Source organism: Collinsella sp. AF37-9 (assembly GCF_003475115.1).
In the GTDB taxonomy this organism is placed as follows: Bacteria; Actinomycetota; Coriobacteriia; order Coriobacteriales; family Coriobacteriaceae; genus Collinsella.
The window spans coordinates 1-18,791 of sequence record NZ_QROQ01000004.1; the positions used below are offsets into that span (position 1 = coordinate 1).

Here is an 18,791-nt window from a genome sequence, read left to right on the forward strand (position 1 = left end):
TATCGACGAGAGAAGGAAGGGGATGAAGGGAAGGAAAGACGGCGCCGTGGCAATGGCGTAAGGCAGGAAGGAAAGGAATGGCAGGTCGTTTGCGGAGGCCGGGATATCCGTGATGCCGGAGCTGCTCAGGGCACGGCAATACGCGAGGTCTGCGTCATTGGTCTCTCGGTCTCCCACGATGGACCCGGATTGGAAGCCTTCGTCCATGAGCGCGTAGTAGCTCTCGGCAGAATCGAGAATGGCGGCGTCGGTTTGAGCGGCAAGGGCGGCGTTCGCGTATCTTGCAAGCTCCGCGTCAGCTTGCTGCTCTGGCGATAGGTCTGTGCCGCTGGCCTGGGGCGCGCGCGTATTGAATGCGTCGACAAAGCTCTGCATGCCCTGCTTCATAAAGAAGGGCCCGTAGATGGGTGAATTGAACGCAATGGGGACGGAAAAGGCTGCAGCGAGAACGAGCGTACAAATCCATGCGGCCCTGTCTCTTAGGATCAGTTTGAGAAGAAGTCGACAGTACATTTGGAAGCACCTACGTTCCTCAAAGAATCGTTAGATTAAAAGTAACAGACCGGATGAAGATACGTGCGACGGGGGCGAGGCGAATGGCTGAGCGGTATCGATACGCGGGTTCAACGGTATTATATTGACCACATAGATTTTTAACTTGCATTTCTACCCGCCCTTTTCGTAGAGTCGCCGATACGTGCTTAGCGCACCCTCGGCGCGTCCGGCAGGCTTTGCGAAATGGGATCCAGGAGACTTCGGCGCAGCATCATCTTGCGGAATGCTTCTAATGAGCCTCCCATCCTTCAAAAACAGAATCTCATCGCACAGCCTATCGACCGAATCCAAGATGTGGGATGACATGATGATGCACGTACCAGAATCGGCCAGCTTCCTGAGAATCTCGGAATGCAAGTCCACCCTGCTGGGGTCGAGCGCGTTCATGGGCTCATCTAATAGAAGGTACCGCGCGCCCGTCGCATACGCAATCGCCAGGGTAAGCTGCTGCTTCATGCCCTGGCTCAGAGTGCGGATCCTCATCTTCGCGAACTCGCCTATCTGCGTTTGTTCCACTATCTCTTCGATATCGCGAGCATGCGGCCACATATCGCAAACCATCTTGAGGTGATCTTCCGCACGCAATCCGGGATACAGCAGCGTCCCCTCACCAGGTGCATAGAAGATCATAGAACGGACCTCTCTCGCACCCGTACCCTGCACCTCATCCAGAACGATGCTCCCGTCCACGCGAGGACCCGGCAAACCTGCCATCGCACGCAGCAACGTCGTCTTTCCATGCCCGTTCGGAGCGACGAGACCGTAGACCGTACCCGGGGCAAACTCAGCGTTCACCGAATCTACGAGCACCTTCTTTCCATAAGAGATCGTCAGCGTTTGAAGGTCAATCATCGAGATCATCCCCTTTCGATCTTTGGAACACTCAGGCGCACCATCAACGGAGATACGGCGCCCAAGACCACCAGCAGAGCGCCCGATGCGCCGACGACCTCTCCAAAAGGCATCGCGTTCGTCCCTCGCCCAAGGAACCCAATCGTCCCCACCTGGGAAGCGGGATCAAACGAGGCGAATGGAGCCAGCAGCGCGACGCCCATGCCCACGCTTTCAACATGAGCGCTCAACGAACCCAACACCAAGAGAACCGCGCAAACCATTCCGGTGACAACGGGGTTGCGGCTAATCGCTGCTGTCAACGCAGCGACGACGGAAATCACGCCGTATGCCATGACCAGCAACGGAATACTGCACAACACCGCCTCCCCCACCATGGACGTTGTCGAAGCTCCCGCCCGAATGAGAGCGACGGGATACTCCGATCCACCCGCACCGTTCTTAATCACGGACACAACGACAGCGGGAACCATCGACACCAAAAGCAGCACCAAGCCAAGCAGGAGAGCCAGCGCAACAGCCGTCAGAAAACGCACATGCGCTGTTGCGGGGATCTGGAGAACCAGAAGGGAACGACACTGCAGGTGGGTGCACGCGAGCGATGTGACAACCACGGGCAACAGCAAAAATAAGGAGGGAAGCGCTGCCTGGAGATACGAAAGGAGGATTAATGGGGGCATCTTCGTACTTAACTCGTAAACCTTGGGGTCCGGCAAGCTCGCGATCGACTCAAGCAGAAGGGCGCGCGCCTCCGCACGAGAAGGAGTCTCCGGCTCGATTCCGATCGATTGCAGGAGAGTCGCATCTGCCGCGCCCAGCTCACCTCGAGCGCGCTCGTACGTCGCAAGGCTTCGAAACCCCTCCGCAGGCATAGGCGCGTACACGAAACCCGAAAGAGCATCCCGCATGTCTTCCAGGGCCGCTTTGCCCTCGACGTCCATATTCGCAGCGTTCTGCTCTAAATACCGATCTATTGAACGGAGCTCCCCATCCCTATACCGAACAGCGGAAACGTTATCAGCGTCAGGAAACATCTCGACCAGAGCCGGGGCCAGCATCGTCGTCGACATTGCAATCGCGCATACGGCGAGGGTAGGAGAACGCAGGAGCAGTTTCCCCATCGTTCTTACGTATGCAACGGCGGAGGCACAAGCGCTCGAACGAGTTGCCGTTCTCGATGCAGTGAAGGAACCTCTCTCAAGACAAATCGGGGATATCGGGCACGCGCAGCCGCTCTTTCCAGCAACGCAAAGCAGGCTAATTGCCAGCACCTCGATCCCGATTGCGCATACGAGGGCAATCGCGCCACGCTCGAAGCAAAGTCCAGGCAGATTCACTATCTGCGTTGTCGGGTACGGGCTATAGGCGCCGACGGTCAACTCAGTGTTCGCATACGTAAGGGGATTCAACAGGGCAAACTCACGTAAAGCGATGGATCTTCCGTAATACCCGGGAACCATCGTCACCCCCATCAGGGCACATACGAACACGATTCCAAGCGTAGGGTTATTGGCAATCTTCACGGCAAGGTGAACGACAAGCGAGATGAACGCTGCCACCAAGAATTGCAAGATGGCCGTCTGCGCGAACACCAGCCAAGCCGGTTTGATAACCGGAGTCGCATATTGAATGTAGCCTATCGGATAGAACGGCGAGCCCGGGCCATTCTTCACAAGCGCGGCGATTATCCCTGGAAGATTGATGGCGAGGACGGCAAGCATTGCAAAAACACTCGCCCATACGCTCGATGCAACAAGTCTACCCAGCTCGCCCATCGGTGCCTGGATGATGAGCTTTTCACGTTTGTTAAGACGCGCGGCAAGGAACGAGACGGCAACGGCCGTTGCGACCCATAGCAAGTACTCCTTCGATCCGTCATAATAGGTGTACTCTCCATCCGATATCTGCAGAAACGGAAGTAGGGGAGAGAGCGGTGCCAAGATAAGACGTCCCGCGGCAAGAGGGTACAGAAGCGCGGGCATGCTTGATGAAGAGGTATAGACACCGTCCTCCCCCGCATTCACAAGCGCATCCGCATAGGATGCTGACAATTCCTGCTCAACACGGGTTATTCCCGACTCGAGGTATTCGACCCGTCCGTCGATGCCAGCCGCGCTCCTGAAGACGGGCAGAGCACAAAGAACCATCAACGCAACAACGACAACACAGAGCGACCTGGAGGAGAGAAGCGACCTAAAGATCGCCTTCGAGATTTTGAGCATATTCATCGCCAACCTTAACCTCATCCAGTCGGAACAGAGGGGCCGAACAAAATGCTCGGCCCTTATTACTTGCCGGCAAAGTCAATTTAACATAAACTGTTAAAAAGTAACCTGAGTTTTTTAAATTCTTCGGAGGTTATTATGAGTTCCGACAATCGCACTCCCCGGCTTCATTCCTTCCGCATCGCATGTGCGATAGCCTCTGCGACCCTTTGCGCCACCGCCATCGCACAAGTGGCGTTCTCCTTAAAGCCAGCAATCGAAGTGCTCGACAACCCTGTAATTGCAGACTCCCCCGCGTATCCAGCCCTTGCGATCTCGACATTGGTCCCTGCCGTCATCGGTATCGCTACGACCATCCTCAGCGCCGTTCTCGTGTGGACGATCAAGAGCGGAGACCCCTTCAAGAAAGGGTCTGCGACATGCTTGAAGGTGCTCGGCATTCTCTTCGTTGTTCAAGCTGCCACCAGCCTCTACGCCGGCTCACTCAAAACCTCCGTTTCGATGTTTGGCGGCGAGGGGGCCGTCGGCGCCCAAGAGATCGCTTCATCATTCGATTGGACCTCTCTGGTTCTCGGCATCGTCCTGTTCATGCTTTCCCAGCTCTTCTTGTACGCCCGAGAGCTGTACCTCGACTCCGACGAGATTGCGTAAGGAAACGCCATGCCCGTAATTGTTCGCCTCGACAAGATCATGGCCGAGCGAAAGATTTCCTCGAACGAACTTGCCGAAAGGATTGGAACCACGCCCGTGAACCTGTCCCGTATTAAAAAAGGGCATATTCGCGGCATTCGCTTCAACACACTCGAGCAGCTATGCCTCGCCCTTCGTTGCCAACCCGGAGACCTTCTCGAAGTCATGAGCGAAGAGGATGCCCGAAAGGAGTTCGGATTCGATTGGTCCGCCGAGGATTAGAGGGCGGTCGTACTCGCCCTGCACACGGGGATGCGAATCGGCGAGGTCTGCGGCCTTCGGTGGTGCGATGTGGATTTCGAGACGGGCCTGATCTCGATCAGACACTCGGTGGCGTACGCGAAGGGAATGGGTTCGTTCATCAAGGACACCAAGACCCATGACGCCAGGGGTATCCCCATCGACCCGGTCGGCCTACTCCCCTTCCTGAAGGAGACCCACGAGATCGACTGCGGAAAGCTGCGCTTGCGCGGCCTTACCGGGGCGGTCGAGATCGGGGACTGCTACATCCTGTCGGAGCCGGGCGCGACCTTCGCGACGACAAGCTATATCCGCAGGGCGTTCAAGACGTTCTCGGAGACCAACGGCCTCATGGGCACCAACGACGAGCTGATCACGTTCCACGGCCTTCGCCACACGTTCGCAACGCAGTGGATCCGCCAAGGCGGCGATATCAAGGCGCTCCAATCGATCCTCGGCCACAAGGACGCCATGGCGACGCTCAACGTCTACGCCGACATCGAGCCCATCTCCAAAATCCATAACATGCTGCGCGCCACGCCGTGCCTTTGGCGCGGGCACCTCGGGCCGAGGGTCGATCCGGGTCCCATGTTCCAACAGAGGATCCAGGAGTCCATCGAGACGCTCCAGGCGTTCGGCTACGGCATCACCGAGCCGGACGACCGAAATATCGCCATACGCGACGTGAAGACGAACAGTTGGCTCTAGCTCACCGAGTACGCGGCAGTGCTGGGCCCATCCCAACTGAGGTCACGGTGGTCCGATAGGGGCGCCGCCCGCGGCATGCGCCGCGGAGCGGTATCCCCTACCGAAGGGCGGGGATGCCCTCCGCTTCCAGTTCGGAATCAGCCGTCGGAGGCGTTCGGCTGACTGCGGGAACGGCCTGTCCGCTCAATGTGTTCGGCTGAGATCGGAAATCAACCCAACACGAGCCGGACACGCGCCAGACGGCTCTTCCCCGTGCGGCCTTCCCCCTTACGCTCATGTTGCAGGCATGTAACGCCGCAGCGAGCGCGCCTTTTTTGCGCCAGACAGGTACAATGATGAACACTGTACCGTAGCGGAGCGCCCCGCGCGCGCCGCAATCACGCGAAAGGGTTTCCCATGGCCGAGATCTCGTCCTCCCGTATCGTCATCACCGTCCTTGGCAAGAACCGCCCCGGCATCGTCGCCGGCGTCACCCGTGTCCTAGGCGAGGCCAACGTCGACATCCGCGACATCACGCAGTCCATTATCGAGGACATCTTCACCATGACCATGCTGGCCGATACCGCCGAGTCCAAGCTCGACTTCGCCGAGCTGCAGAAGGCGCTGGCCGAGGCCGGCGAGCTTTCGGGCGTCAACGTGTCCATCCAGCGCGAGGACGTCTTCAACTTTATGTACCGCCTGTAGCGAGCAAGCCGCTGGGGATAGCCTGACGCGCGCATGCCCATGCAAGTCACCCCGATGCGGCCCGGAGAGGAGCGCGCATGGCCTACGACGCCAAGAAAATCTATTACCGCTTCGATGACCACTTGAGCCGCCTGGTTCTGGATTACGAAGCAAGCCGCCAGATTTCGCCTGAGAGCGAAAGCCTCTACCACGGCCTGCCGACCGACCCTTATGACGAGGGCCTATTTGTTGAGCACAATGTCAAGCGCGGCCTGCGCAATGCCGACGGCTCGGGCGTGGTCGCGGGCCTCACTCGCATCTCGGATGTGCACGGCTACAACAAGGTCGACGGAAAGGTCGTACCCGATCAGGGCAAGCTCACGCTTCGCGGCTACAGCATCGAGGATCTGGTCAACAATGCCCAGGCCGAGAATCGCTACGGCTACGAGGAAGTCGCCTATCTGCTTATCACGGGTTCGCTGCCCAACAAGGAAGAGCTCGACGGCTTTTGCGAGCGCCTGGGCGCCTTTAGACATCTGAGCGACGAGTACGTCAAAGAGTTCCCTATGACCACGGTGTCGTCGAGCATCATGAACGTGCTCCAGCGCGCCGTGCTGCTGCTCTACGCCTTCGATGCCGAACCAGACGTGATCACGCCCGAGCACGAAATCGACGTCGCCATTTCCATGCTCGCACGTCTCCCGCGCATCGCCGCCTTCGCCCACATGGCCTCGATTGCCAAGCTTCGCGGCTCCGAGGTTCACGTGCCGCACCCCACGCCCGGCCTCTCCACCGCCGAGACCATTCTGCAGGTCCTGCGCGGCGGCATGGCGTTCACCCGCGATGAGGCGATGCTGCTCGACGTGATGCTCATGCTGCATGCCGAGCACGGCGGCGGCAACAACTCCACCTTCGCTTGCCGTGTGCTGTCGTCTTCGGCCACCGACCCGTATTCCGCCTACGCCGCGGCTATCGGCTCGCTCAAGGGCCCGCGCCACGGCGGTGCCAATGCCAAGGTCGTGTCTATGCACGAGGACATCCGCGCGCATGTCTCCAACTGGGAGGACGAGGACGAGGTCGCGGCCTACCTGGGCAAGATCCTCGACAAGCAGGCCTTCGACGGCACCGGCCTCATCTACGGCATGGGCCACGCCGTCTATACGCTCAGCGACCCGCGCGCCGAGGTCTGCCGCCGTTACGCGCGCTCACTGGCAGCCAAGAAGGACTTGGGCGAAGAGTTCGCACTCATCGAGCGCATCGAGCGCCTGGCGCCCCAGGTCATGCGCGACCATGGCATGACCAAGCCCATCTGCGCCAATATTGACCTGTACACGGGCTTTATCTACAAGATGCTCGGCGTACCCGAGACGCTCTTTACGCCGCTGTTCGCCGTCGCCCGCATGGCAGGCTGGTCGGCGCACCGCATGGAAGAGCTCTTCTGCGCGCACCGTATTATTCGCCCGGCCTATCGTCCGGTGATCGAGCCGCTAGCGTACAAGCCGCTCGCCGACCGCTAGGACGCGAACCGTTATAGAACTCGAGCGTGGCCAGGGCATCGCCGCCCTCGGCCACGCTTTTTATGCCAGCAGAAAGGGCTGTATCAAATGATTGTGTTTTCCGATATGGACGGAACGCTGCTGACGAGCGATAAGCAAATGAGCGATGCCACCTGGTCGATGCTCGACGAACTCGCTCGACGCGGAATTGAATTTGTGCCCTGCACGGGACGTCCGCTGTCGGGCATCTTTGAGCCCATCCTCGCCCATCCCTCCGTGCACTATGCCGTCTGCGCCAATGGCGCCAGCGTCTGGCAGCTCGACGACGATGTGCCCAACGATGCCTCGCGCGCCACGCGCATTTTGAGCCGTCCGCTCGATCGCGGCATTGCTCATCGCGTCCATCGCATCGCCGCCGGCCACGATGTGACCTTCGATATCTTCGCGGATGGGCAGTGCTTCCTCCCCCGCTCGCTTTACGGGCGCCTGGATGAGTTCTGCGGCGGTGACCCCCACATCGCGGCTTCGCTCAAGCGCACACGAACACCGATCGACATGGATATCGACAGTAAGATCGACGGGGTCGAGACGCTCGAACGCATCGCCATGTACTGGCACGACCCGGCCGATCGCGACGCCATCGCGGCTGAGCTCGACACGCTCGGAGGCATTGAGGTCACACGTTCTTACGCCATGAATATCGAGGTCATGGGTGAGGGCGCCACCAAGGGAACGGCCCTCACGTGGCTATGCGAGCACCTGGGCGAGCGTCTCGTCGACGCCTGGGCGTTCGGCGACAACATCAACGACATTCCCATGCTGCAGGCAGCAGGCCACGGCATGGCCATGGTCAACGGCGAGCCCGAAGACCGCGACGCCGCCGACGCCATCACCGAGTTCGACAACGACCACGACGGCGTCGCCCGCACCATCATGGCCGCCCTCGCCTAGTCATTGGCCAGTCACTGGGGACGTTCTTGAATGACTAGTCGTTGGGGACAGTCTTCGCGAAAAAGCTGCAAGGACTGTCCCCCACTGCCGGCAGAAAAGGAACGTCCCCATCTGCCGGATTAAGCGAGACTCTCCAGCACGCGACGGAGCTCCTGCTGGACGGCGTGGTCGCGATTACAACCCACCACGCGATCGGCCACCGCCTTGAGCGCGGGGCGCGCGTTTCCCATCGCACAGCCCGTACCGACAAAGCGAATGATCTCGTAGTCGTTCATAGAGTCGCCAAACGCCATGACCTCGTCGCGTTCGACGCCATAGTGCTCCATGAGCTGTGCGATGCCCGAGGCCTTCGACACACCGGGCTGCATGGCATCGATCCACGCGTTGCCCGAAGGCGCAAAAGTAAAGAGCTGACCGAGTTCACGCTGCAGTACGTAAGCGCTGTCCATAACGGCACTGTCGTCGCAAAAGATACTCGCTTTGATGATATTTACGCTGGGATCGGGCAGCTCCCAAATACGCTCGGCATTGGGAAGGTCCTTATCGACCTCACGCACGAACTTGCACTCGTCATCGAGCAGGAAGGACTTGGTTCGGTCAAAGAGCGCAAGATGCAGATTGGGAAACGTCCTGACGGCTTGGGCGAGCCTTCGAATCGCCAGGTGGGAATACACCTCACGGTCTACCATCTTACCGTCGGCGTAGACTTGGGCGCCGTTAGCGGCGACAAAGTCCATCTTGTCGCGAACGGGCGCAAAGAACTCGCACAGGCGATCGTAGCGACGACCTGACGATGCGGCGAAATGCACGCCATGCTCGCGTAGCGCCAGAATCAGTTCGTAGGTCTCGGGAGGCACCTGGCCGTTTTCGTCAAGCAACGTGCCGTCCATATCGGATGCAATCAGTTTAAACATAGAAAAGCTCCCTTCGGGCTTGTTGGAATCGAACGTGTATCCGATTCCAACGTACCCAAAGGGAGCTCAAATAAGACTCCGCGGGCGTAAACGTTACAAGGACCTGGCAAATAGCTCACACATGCCAGAGGTCTCACGGTCGCGGCGTCAGGCGACACGCCAAAGAGTGTCCCCAACGACTAGTCGTTTAAGAACGTCCCCGATGACTAGTCGGCGTAGGTGAAGGTTGTAACGTCGAACATGCCCTCGGGGCGGATGCGGAGCGTCGGGATCACCGGCAGGGGCAGGAAAATGATGCCCATGATGGGGTCGAGCGGCGGCTCAATACCCATGGCGCGCGCCTTGACCATAAAGTCGTCGTGCTGCGCGGCAACGTCCTCGGCCGTACCCTCGCTCATAAGGCCACCGAGCGCCAGCGGAATGCGCGCCACGACCTCGCCGTTGCGCACCAGCACGTGGCCGCCCTGGCCCACGGCCTCAACGGCAGCCATCATATCCGCCGCATTGTCGCCCACCACGCACACGTTATGCGAATCGTGGCCGATCGTGGAGGCAATGGCACCACCGGTGATGGTGAAACCGCGCACCCAACCGCGACCGATATGCTTGCCGACCAAGCCCAGACCGGCGGGGCCGTCGCCGTCGACACCCTCGACCTGCAACGACACGCCACGGCCATAGCGCTCAATCAGCATAATGCGGCGCAAGTCCTCATCAGTCTCGGGGCGAATCATGCCCGTGATAGCCATGCCCGGGATCACATCGATAACGGCCTCGCCCGGCTTAAAGGCATAGTCGAACACATCGAGCGAAAGCTTCGGCAGCTTAACGGAGGCACGCAGCTCATCGGCAAGGGCCGCAACCTCGGCCATCTCGGGTGCAATCTCGCCCACAAAGGTGCCGTCCTGCGCCACCAGGGCACCGGCGGCATATACGCGATGCGGAGCCGTGGCAAACGTCAGATCATTGAGCACCAGCAGGTCGGCACGCTTGCCCGGGGCAATCGCACCGCGTAGCTCGTACGGGTCGCGGCAGCCGTGATCCAGGCCAAACGCCTCGGCCGTGGAGAGGGACGCCATAGAGATGGCAACCACGGGGTCAATGCCGGCCTCGATAGCCACACGGCAGGCGTTGTCGATCATACCGATCGAAAGCGCGTCGGAGGGAGCACGGTCGTCGGTCGCAAAGCAGCAGCGGCGGGCACGGGCGGGGTTTTCCAGCAGCATCGGCGACAAGTTGGCCAGGTCATGGCTGCACGTACCCTCGCGCAGCATCACATACATGCCGCGGGACAGCTTGTCGAGTGCCTCCTCGGGAATCGTCGACTCGTGGTCGGCGATAATGCCCGCCGCGGCATAGGCGTTGAGGTCCTTTCCGGCAACGAGCGGCGCGTGGCCGTCAACCTGCTTGGACGGCGTCTGGTTGGCAGCATCGATGCGAGCACAGGTCTCGGGGTCGCCCATAAAGACGCCCGGCAGGTTCATCATCTCACCCAGACCGAAGACATCGCCCGGATACTCGGCAAAAAACGCCTGCATATCGGCGGCGGTAATGACGGCACCGGCCTGCTCATCGGGCAGCGCGGGCACGCACGAGGGCATCATGTACTTGATGGAAATGGGCGCGCGACGGCCGTCCTCGATCATAAAGCGCAGGCCGTCCAGGCCGGAAACGTTGGCAATCTCGTGGCTGTCGGCAATGGCAGTGGTGGTGCCGCGCGTCGCCGCCATGCGCGCATACTCAGCAGGGCGGATGTTCGAAGATTCGATATGCAAGTGCCCGTCGATAAAACCGGGGGCAAGATAGCGGCCCTGGCAGTCGATGACTTCAGCCGCCTCGTAGGTGCCAGCAGCGTCATCGCGACCGTCGTAGAGCACGCCGACGATTACGCCATCCTTGACGGCAACGCTACCGGGCGCCACGCGCTGGCCATATACGTCGACAATCTGCGCATTGGTAAACAGCGTGTCGACGGGCACGCGACCCTCGGCAGCGTCGATCACAGACCTCATGACCTCAACGGACATACATACTCCTTTAACCGTAGAAAAAAGCTGCGGGGCGGACAGACCTTCACCGCAGCAAACCAATAGCCATTGTATGCCCAAACGATGGGTCAACAATACGCCTCTCCGCTTAACGGCACACGCCGCTTGGCGCAATGGAGACAGGTTGCTTTGCACCAATGACAAGGAGTGTCCCAAAGTGCCAACAACGGCAGCGCCGATATTTTGGCAACGCCAGCGAGCGGGCCGCATTTGAGGCAAGGTGACGCGAAATCAAAACCACCCCTAGAAGGGGTGGTTTGCTCTTAGGGTGTAACCCTTGGATTTCCGGCACGCGTCTAAAGGCGCCGGCCCTCACGGGGTTCGGGCCGCACTGCAGATTGACCCGTGACGGGCCGGTCAAACCGGCGCTATTTACGCCCCGGCCCCCTATCGAAGGGGTCCTCGTACTCCTTGGCGCTCAGCCGGTCGAGCGCGATGTCGGCCTTCTCCTGCTCCCGGATGTACTTCGCGATCGTGGCCTCGTTCAGGCCGACGGTGGACACGCAGTGGCCCTCGGCCCAGAACTTCCTGTTGCCGAACTTGTACTTCATGTTCGCGTGCCTGTCGAATACCATCAGCGAGCTCTTCCCCTTCAGGTAGCCCATCACGCTCGACACGCTGTACTTCGGCGGTATCGCCAGCAGCATGTGGACGTGGTCGGGCATCAGGTGCCCCTCGATGACCTCTATCCCCTTGTACTGGCAGAGCTTCCTGAAGATCTCCCCAAGGTCGGACCTTATTTGGTTGTAGATGACTTTGCGCCTATACTTCGGCGTGAACACGACGTGGTACTTGCACGTCCACTTCGTGTGCGACAGGCCGTAGGCCTTCTGGGCCATACGCCACCACCGCCCTCTCGACTCGGATTCCTTGCGGCCTGAACAATCGCAAGTGTCCGGCGAGGGGGCGGCTTTGTAAAGCCGTTTGGCCCCACCCGCATAGCGGGTGGTTTCTGATGCGGCGCGCTGCGCGCCCCGCACAGGCTAAAGCCTGTAAACGAAAGGGCGCTGACCTTCTGGTCGCGCCCTTGAAGTTGAACGTCAGATTGTCCAAATGCGGCCCGCGCAGCGTCGGCCGGTCCGCCGTTCGTTAGAACGGCGGAACTAAATCAACTTGAAGCCCTTGCGCTTGCCCACGGAGAGGGTGTCGCCCAGCTTGAGCGCGCTGGGGTCGATGTTGTAGCTCTTGGGAGCCACGGCCTCGCCATTAATCTTGACGCCGCCGCCGTCGATATCGCGACGGGCCTGGCCGGCGCTGGCCGAAAGTCCCAGATCCTTGAGCAGGCCGGCGAGGTAGATCTGACCCTCGTCGTTGACGGTCAGCTCGACATGCTTCTCGGGGAAGTCGGCGAGCTGGCCTTCCTTGAACACGCGGTCGAACTCGGCCTGAGCCTCGTCGCCGGCACCGGCGCCGTGGTAGGTGTCGCACAGGTCGCGGCCCAGGGCACGCTTGAGCTCATAGGGGTCGGCAGAGCCATCGGCCAAAGCGGCGTCGATCTTGTCGACCTCGGCCGGGGTGAGCGAGCTGGCCAGACGATAGTACTTGCCGATCATCTCGTCGGGGATGGACATGGTCTTGCCGAACATATCCTTGGGGGCGTCGGTCAGGCCGATGTAGTTGCCATAGGACTTGGACATCTTACGAACGCCATCGGTGCCCTCGAGCAGCGGCATGGTGAGCGCGATCTGGGGCTCCATGCCCATCTTCTCCATGAGCTCGCGGCCGGCGAGCAGGTTGAAGAGCTGATCGGTGCCACCCATCTCCACGTCGGCCTTGATCTGCACAGAGTCGAAGGCCTGCATCACGGGATACAGGAACTCATGCAGGGCGATCGGCGTCTGAGACTGGTAGCGCTTGGTAAAGTCGTCGCGCTCAAGGATGCGGGCAACGGTGAACTTGGAGCACACCTGCAGCAGACCGGCCAGATCCATCGACAGAATCCAGTCACCGTTGTGCACGATGGTGGTCTTCTCGGGGTCCAGGATCTTCATGGCCTGGCTCACGTAGGTCTCGGCATTGGCCTCGATCTGCTCCTGCGAAAGCTGCGGGCGGGTGGAGTTCTTGCCCGAGGGGTCGCCGATCAGCGCGGTGCCGTTGCCGATGATAAGGGTGACGTTGTGGCCCAGGTCCTGGAACTGGCGCATCTTGCGCAGCGGCACGGCATGGCCCAGGTGCAGGTCGGGGCTGGTGGGGTCGACGCCGAGCTTGATGTTGAGGGGCTCGCCCTTCTCAAGCTTCTTACGAAGGTCGGCCTCGGGGACGATCTTCGCAGCGCCCGAGGTGATGATACGCATTTGCTCGTCAACAGACAGCATTGGGTATCCTCCTTTTGCTATAGCACCCTCACCGGATACGGCGGTGCTGGAAGTCCATAAACTCTCATATGATAACAAACTGACGCGACGCGGCACCTACGACAGGAAAATCCTCGTCCTGCCGCACGCGTCAACGGCGACCGGCAGACGTGTACCGTCACGCTCGACCAGATAGCGTACCTGCCGACGACGCAAGCAGTCGCGGCAACGGACCTGTCCCGTCGCATCGGTAGCGCAGACGCCCTCGGCGGTCAGCAGGCAGTGCTCGCACACCATAAGCTCGGGACGATCGGCGTCGACCGGACCCCAGACGCCGGGTTCAGCAGCCAGTTCGGCAATACGCTCCGCATCATTGCCGAGCAACTCGGCCGGCAAGTACACCCGCCCCGCACCGAGTTCGCGCAGCCAGGCAAGCGTGGCCCGATTCGCGCAGAACACCGGCGCCGCCACGTCAAACGTCACGCCCAGCTCGCGAGCGATCACCACCTGTCCTAGGTTGCGGCAGACGACGCGCCCGGCACGCTGTGTCAGTGAGCGGGTCCGGTCAGCGTCACCCGTGCGGCACACCTCGTCAAGCACCACAGCGGCGTCGGACAAATCGAGTTCTCCGCGCGGGTCGGCATCCATCAGCTGCCAAGCAAAAACCATGCGAGCGGGAGCCGTGCACTCCACCAACTCCGTCGACGCACCGCCATCCACCGCAACGTCCTCAAAGGGCAGTACCTCAACGGCACGTGCAACGGGCGCAATCGCATCTGCCTCGGCCCGCATGCGCTCCAACACCGTTGCCGTTTGCCCCAGCACGCCGGCACTGCGAATCAGGTACACCTCGCAGCCCGCGTCCACCTTACGCTTGCAATGCACGACGACGCGCTTCCCCGCTGCGGCATCCACCGGGCAGGGCACCTGCGGCCAGCGCTTGGGCACATCGGGACGCGCGTCGGCACCCGGATAGAACCGAATCTCGAGCGTGTCACCCGCCGCCACGGCGGCATCGAGCTCGACGGTCACTTCCTCGTGGCCAACGGCCACCAGGCGTCCCACGCGCACACCTTGGTTGATCGCACGCTCAAAGCTCATAAGCTCGGCGCCCGAACGCCCCCGCAGATACGCGTCGGTAAACCCGCGGTTGAACGACCGGCCCAGCTCGCGTTCAAGCTCTTCCACGGCGCCGGGGTCCCACGCGCCGTCGCACAGCATATCGAGCGCCCGGCGCCACACCCGCACCACGTTAAAGACGTAGTCGGGATTCTTCATGCGCCCCTCGATCTTGAGCGACGCCACGCCGGCATCTACAAGCTCGGGCAGATGCGCAATACCCAGATAGTCGCGCGGGCACAGCAGGCGATCTCCCTCGACGGCGACAACGCTCTGTCCCGCCTCGTCCACCAGGTCGTACGCCAGACGGCACGGCTGTGTGCATTCCCCGCGCATCGCCGAGCGCCCGCGTCTCAGGGCTGAGAACTCACAAGCACCCGAGTAGCCAATGCAGATGGCCCCGTGGCAGAACACCTCGATAGGCACGCCCGTACCGCACAAGGAGGCAATCTCGTCGACCGTCAGCTCGCGTGCCGTCGTCACGCGTTCGACCCCCAGCTCATCGGCGGCAAGCCGCACGGCGCCTTCGCTATGAGCGCCCGCCTGCGTGGACAGGTGAATCTCGACCCCGGGAATCGCCGCGCGCAGCGCGCAGGCCAACCCGGCATCGGCGACAATCAGAGCATCGGCGCCCAGCTCTAGTGCATGAGCTCCCAACGCCACCGCGTCGGACAACTCGTCGTCAAATACGAACACGTTGAGCGTTACGTACACACGCACGCCATGGGCATGCGCCACGGCGCAGCCGCGTGCAAACTCGTCGTCGGTAAAACCGTGCGCACTCACACGGGCGTTAAAGCCGCCCAACCCCGCATAGATGGCATCGGCACCCGCGGCGATGGCCGCAAGCATCTGGTCGAGCCCGCCCGCCGGCGCCAGCAGCTCGGGCAGCGCCGCACCGGCAGCATCCAATCCAGTCTCGTATTGTCCGCTCGGCCCCATCGTCCGAATCGCCATCGACAAACTCCTTACCAAGGTATGCATTCACTCTGAAAAATGCCGTCTTCCAGCATACACGAGGCCTCGCGCGCCCCGTTTGGTTTATCGTGTAATAACTTATGTCCATCCTGCCCCGACGGCACATCCACCGTCCGGCACGACATACCTGGAGGTCAATATATGGGTCCTCGCCAACGACAGGGACGCAGCCGTTCAAAGACGCATGCTCTGCCCATAATCCTGCTCTCGTTTTTGGGCTTTTTGCTTATCGCGGGCGTGGCATTTGGCATCGGCATGGTCGGCAACGTCAACCGCTGGCTGTCCGATCTGCCCGACTACACCGACGCCAACGCGTATCTGGTGAGCGAGCCCACCGAGATCGTCGACTGCAACGGCAACAAGATTGCGAGCTTCTACACGCAAAACCGCAAGTCTATCACCAAGGACGAGGTCTCCCCCTACGTGCTGCAGGGCACCGTTGACGTCGAGGACGAGCGCTTCTACGAGCACGGCGGTATCGACCTGTGGGGTATCGCGCGCGCTGCGGTGGCAACCCTCGGCGGCGGTCACGAAGGCGCCTCGACTATCACCCAGCAGCTGGTGCGCAACACCATCCTGCAGGAGGAGCAGTTCGACTCGACCATCGAGCGTAAGGTGCGCGAGGCTTACATCGCCGTCAAGATGGAGGATATGTACTCCAAAGACGAGATCCTCATGATGTACCTCAACACCATCTATTACGGCCACGGCGCCTACGGTATCGAGGCCGCCGCCGAGACCTACCTATCCAAGAGCGCCGCCGACCTCACCCTGAGCGAAGCCGCGCTGTTGATCGGCCTTCCCAACTCGCCCTCGCAGTACGACCCCACGGTCAACCCCGACCTGGCGCTGTCCCGTCGCAACAAGGTCCTCGACAACATGTTGCGCCTGGGCCACATCACGCAGGAGGAGCACGATGCCGCACAGGCCGAGCCCATCACCCTCAACGTGACCGAGATTTCGGGCAGCGGCGTCGACGTATACTCGCAGCCCTACTTTGTCGCCTATGTTAAGCAGCTGCTGGAGCAGGAGTTCTCGACCGACGTGCTCTTTAAGGGCGGTCTGACCGTCAAGACCACCATCGATCCCACGATGCAGCAGGTGGCAGAGAATGCCGTTCGCGAGCAGCTCGACACGCTCTCGCTCGACGGCCTGGACATGGGCATGGTCGTCGTCGACCCCAAGACCGGCTACATCAAGTGCATGGTGGGCGGCTACGACTACAACGCCGACGAGAACCACGTAAACCATGCCACGGCCAAGCGTCCCGTCGGCTCCACCTTTAAGGCCTTTACGCTGGCAACTGCCATCCAAAACGGCATGAACCCCAACGTCACCCTCAACTGCAACTCGCCGCTCAAGGCCAAGGGCACCACGACCGAGGTCCAAAACTACGCCAACCATAGCTATGGCAACATCACGCTTAAGCAGGCGACGGCATACTCCTCCAACACCGGCTACATCCAGGTGGCGGAAGCCGTCGGCAACAGCAAGATCATCTCGCTCGTCAAAAAGCTCGGCATCGATCCCGCCAAGGACAACATCGAGGACGTTCCCGTCATGACGCTCGGCACCGGCTCGATCTCGCCGCTCGAGATGGCCGCCGCCTACGCAACGTTTGCCAATGGCGGCTACTATCGCCAGCCGATCGCCATCACCGAGATTGACTCTCGTACCGGCTCGGTGCTGTACCAGCACACTGACAATCCCTCACAGGTGCTTACCGAGGGCGAGGCCGCCGCGGTCACCGATGTTCTGTCCGGCGTCATGCAGGGCGGCGGTACGGGCGCTGCCGGTGCCCTAAGCGTCAACCAGCCCTATGCCGGCAAGACGGGCACCACCGACAACACCACCAACCTGTGGTTCTGCGGCTATACCCCGCAGCTGGCGTGCGCCCTGTGGACCGGCTATTCCGCGGGCGAGATCCCCATCCAAAAGTACGGCACGGACCTGCTGGGCGACAGCACCAACCTGCCTGTCTTTAAGCGGTTTATGAACACCGTTCTGACCGGTACCGAGCGCGAGGAGTTTGCGACCGGAACGGCGCCCACCTACAAGAACAACAGCGTCTGGAAGTTCTACGGCACCAACAACACCAAGAAGTCGGAGAACGACGACAAGGACAAGGACGAAGAGGAAGAGGAAACCACCACAACGACTACCACGACGACCACGACCACCGAGACCACGGGCGGCGACACCACCGGCGGCACCGGTACGACCGGTGGCTCGACGGGTGGCTCCACTGGTGGTTCGACCGGCGGCGATGGCGGCACGCCTACGCCTACGCCTACGCCTACGCCTACGCCTACGCCTACGCCTACGCCCACTCCCGACCCCTCGCCCACGCCTGACGATACGGTCGGCTAAGAAGTACGCGACTAAAGCCAACAAGGCCCCGAGCAGCTTATTGAACTGCTCGGGGCCTTTTAGTTTGAAGCGACCTGGTGGGCGGTCTTTATACCGGCAAACAAAAAGGGGTACCGACCAACGTCGATGCCCCTTACAAGCCACTATGTCAGCGCACACAATGCCGAGCGCACGACCCGCACACCTACTTGCGAGAATTGCTCAACTTATTGATCAGCGCCTCGAGACGCTCGCCGTCCTCGGCCGTCTGGGCAATAACCAAAATCGTATCGTTGCCGGCAAGCGAGCCAAGCACATCGGGTAACTCTGCCGCATCAACGGCGGCGGCGATGCCGGAAGCCGTGCCAGGCTGAGCCTTGATCATAACCAGATTATCAGTACGCAGAACGCCCGTTACGAGCTCGGAAACCATACGCTGCAGGTGCAGGTCCTCTGCCAGAACATAGATGCCCTCAGGGAGCTTACGCAGCCCCATATCGGCAATATCGCGAGAGACAGTCGCCTGCGTGCAATCAAAGCCCATAGCACGGAGCTCATCGACCAGCACGCGCTGCGTGCGGACATCCTTATTGCGCACAATATCTCTAATGGCATCCTGGCGCCCATTGCGTTTTTTAGCCATACAAACCCTCTCTCCAAAAGATGGCGGAGACAATCAATCAGTGATTGAATAGTTTAACGCTATTTG

16 protein-coding genes are annotated in these 18,791 nt (G+C 60.8%); 7 read left to right on the forward strand and 9 right to left on the reverse strand.

Translation table 11 applies throughout. From position 1 onward, the window contains the following. From DW024_RS02035 to DW024_RS02045, 3 genes are all read right to left on the reverse strand, one after another. The coding region (locus DW024_RS02035; RefSeq protein ID WP_147352038.1) for a hypothetical protein at positions 1-387 on the reverse strand (387 nt) is incomplete at its 3' end. Positions 388-666: 279 nt separating this feature from the next. Then, a complete protein-coding gene (locus tag DW024_RS02040; RefSeq protein ID WP_117769450.1) occupies positions 667-1,407 on the reverse strand; it encodes an ATP-binding cassette domain-containing protein in 741 nt (246 codons plus the stop codon). 5 nt (positions 1,408-1,412) lie between these two features. Then, positions 1,413-3,635, reverse strand: a complete 2,223-nt coding sequence (locus DW024_RS02045) for a hypothetical protein (RefSeq protein WP_117734371.1) — start codon at positions 3,633-3,635, stop codon at positions 1,413-1,415. 135 nt (positions 3,636-3,770) lie between these two features. Here DW024_RS02045 and DW024_RS02050 point away from each other — a divergent pair, with 135 nt between their 5' ends. From DW024_RS02050 to DW024_RS02075, 6 genes are all read left to right on the forward strand, one after another. Continuing rightward, a complete protein-coding gene (locus DW024_RS02050; RefSeq protein WP_006235293.1) occupies positions 3,771-4,283 on the forward strand; it encodes a DUF2975 domain-containing protein in 513 nt (170 codons plus the stop codon). Positions 4,284-4,292: 9 nt separating this feature from the next. Beyond that, complete coding sequence (locus DW024_RS02055) at positions 4,293-4,544, forward strand: helix-turn-helix transcriptional regulator (RefSeq protein ID WP_117638121.1); 252 nt, start codon at positions 4,293-4,295, stop codon at positions 4,542-4,544. Between the two features lie 18 nt (positions 4,545-4,562). Beyond that, positions 4,563-5,270, forward strand: coding sequence for a site-specific integrase (locus DW024_RS02060; RefSeq protein WP_255360342.1), 708 nt, complete (start codon positions 4,563-4,565; stop codon positions 5,268-5,270). Positions 5,271-5,666: 396 nt separating this feature from the next. Continuing rightward, entirely contained in the window at positions 5,667-5,954 is a 288-nt protein-coding gene (locus tag DW024_RS02065) for an ACT domain-containing protein (RefSeq protein ID WP_006235289.1), read from the forward strand. 77 nt (positions 5,955-6,031) lie between these two features. Beyond that, complete coding sequence (locus tag DW024_RS02070) at positions 6,032-7,450, forward strand: citrate synthase (RefSeq protein ID WP_117583032.1); 1,419 nt, start codon at positions 6,032-6,034, stop codon at positions 7,448-7,450. A gap of 87 nt (positions 7,451-7,537) precedes the next feature. Continuing rightward, positions 7,538-8,380, forward strand: a complete 843-nt coding sequence (locus DW024_RS02075) for a Cof-type HAD-IIB family hydrolase (protein ID WP_118376871.1) — start codon at positions 7,538-7,540, stop codon at positions 8,378-8,380. A 119-nt stretch (positions 8,381-8,499) separates the two neighbouring features. Here DW024_RS02075 and DW024_RS02080 read toward each other — a convergent pair whose 3' ends face one another. From DW024_RS02080 to DW024_RS02100, 5 genes are all read right to left on the reverse strand, one after another. Then, positions 8,500-9,294 carry a Cof-type HAD-IIB family hydrolase gene (locus tag DW024_RS02080; RefSeq protein WP_118376872.1) on the reverse strand — a complete coding sequence of 265 codons (795 nt, stop codon included), beginning with the start codon at positions 9,292-9,294 and terminating at the stop codon, positions 8,500-8,502. Positions 9,295-9,500: 206 nt separating this feature from the next. Beyond that, entirely contained in the window at positions 9,501-11,321 is a 1,821-nt protein-coding gene (locus DW024_RS02085) for an adenine deaminase (protein ID WP_118376873.1), read from the reverse strand. A 389-nt stretch (positions 11,322-11,710) separates the two neighbouring features. Then, positions 11,711-12,181: an IS200/IS605 family transposase gene (gene tnpA / locus DW024_RS02090; protein WP_117583303.1), complete on the reverse strand. Its 471-nt coding sequence runs from the start codon at positions 12,179-12,181 to the stop codon at positions 11,711-11,713. Between the two features lie 264 nt (positions 12,182-12,445). Then, positions 12,446-13,657 (reverse strand): tyrosine--tRNA ligase, encoded by a 1,212-nt coding sequence (tyrS, locus tag DW024_RS02095; RefSeq protein ID WP_117758837.1) that lies wholly within the window; start codon positions 13,655-13,657, stop codon positions 12,446-12,448. A 96-nt stretch (positions 13,658-13,753) separates the two neighbouring features. Next, positions 13,754-15,712, reverse strand: coding sequence for a U32 family peptidase (locus tag DW024_RS02100; protein ID WP_158572129.1), 1,959 nt, complete (start codon positions 15,710-15,712; stop codon positions 13,754-13,756). Between the two features lie 162 nt (positions 15,713-15,874). Between DW024_RS02100 and DW024_RS02105 the strand changes: the two genes are divergently transcribed. After that, positions 15,875-18,103 (forward strand): transglycosylase domain-containing protein, encoded by a 2,229-nt coding sequence (locus DW024_RS02105; protein ID WP_118376875.1) that lies wholly within the window; start codon positions 15,875-15,877, stop codon positions 18,101-18,103. 184 nt (positions 18,104-18,287) lie between these two features. On the opposite strand, the gene DW024_RS02110 is transcribed toward DW024_RS02105, so the two are convergent. After that, entirely contained in the window at positions 18,288-18,725 is a 438-nt protein-coding gene (locus DW024_RS02110) for an arginine repressor (protein WP_006235280.1), read from the reverse strand. Positions 18,726-18,791 lie beyond the last annotated feature (66 nt).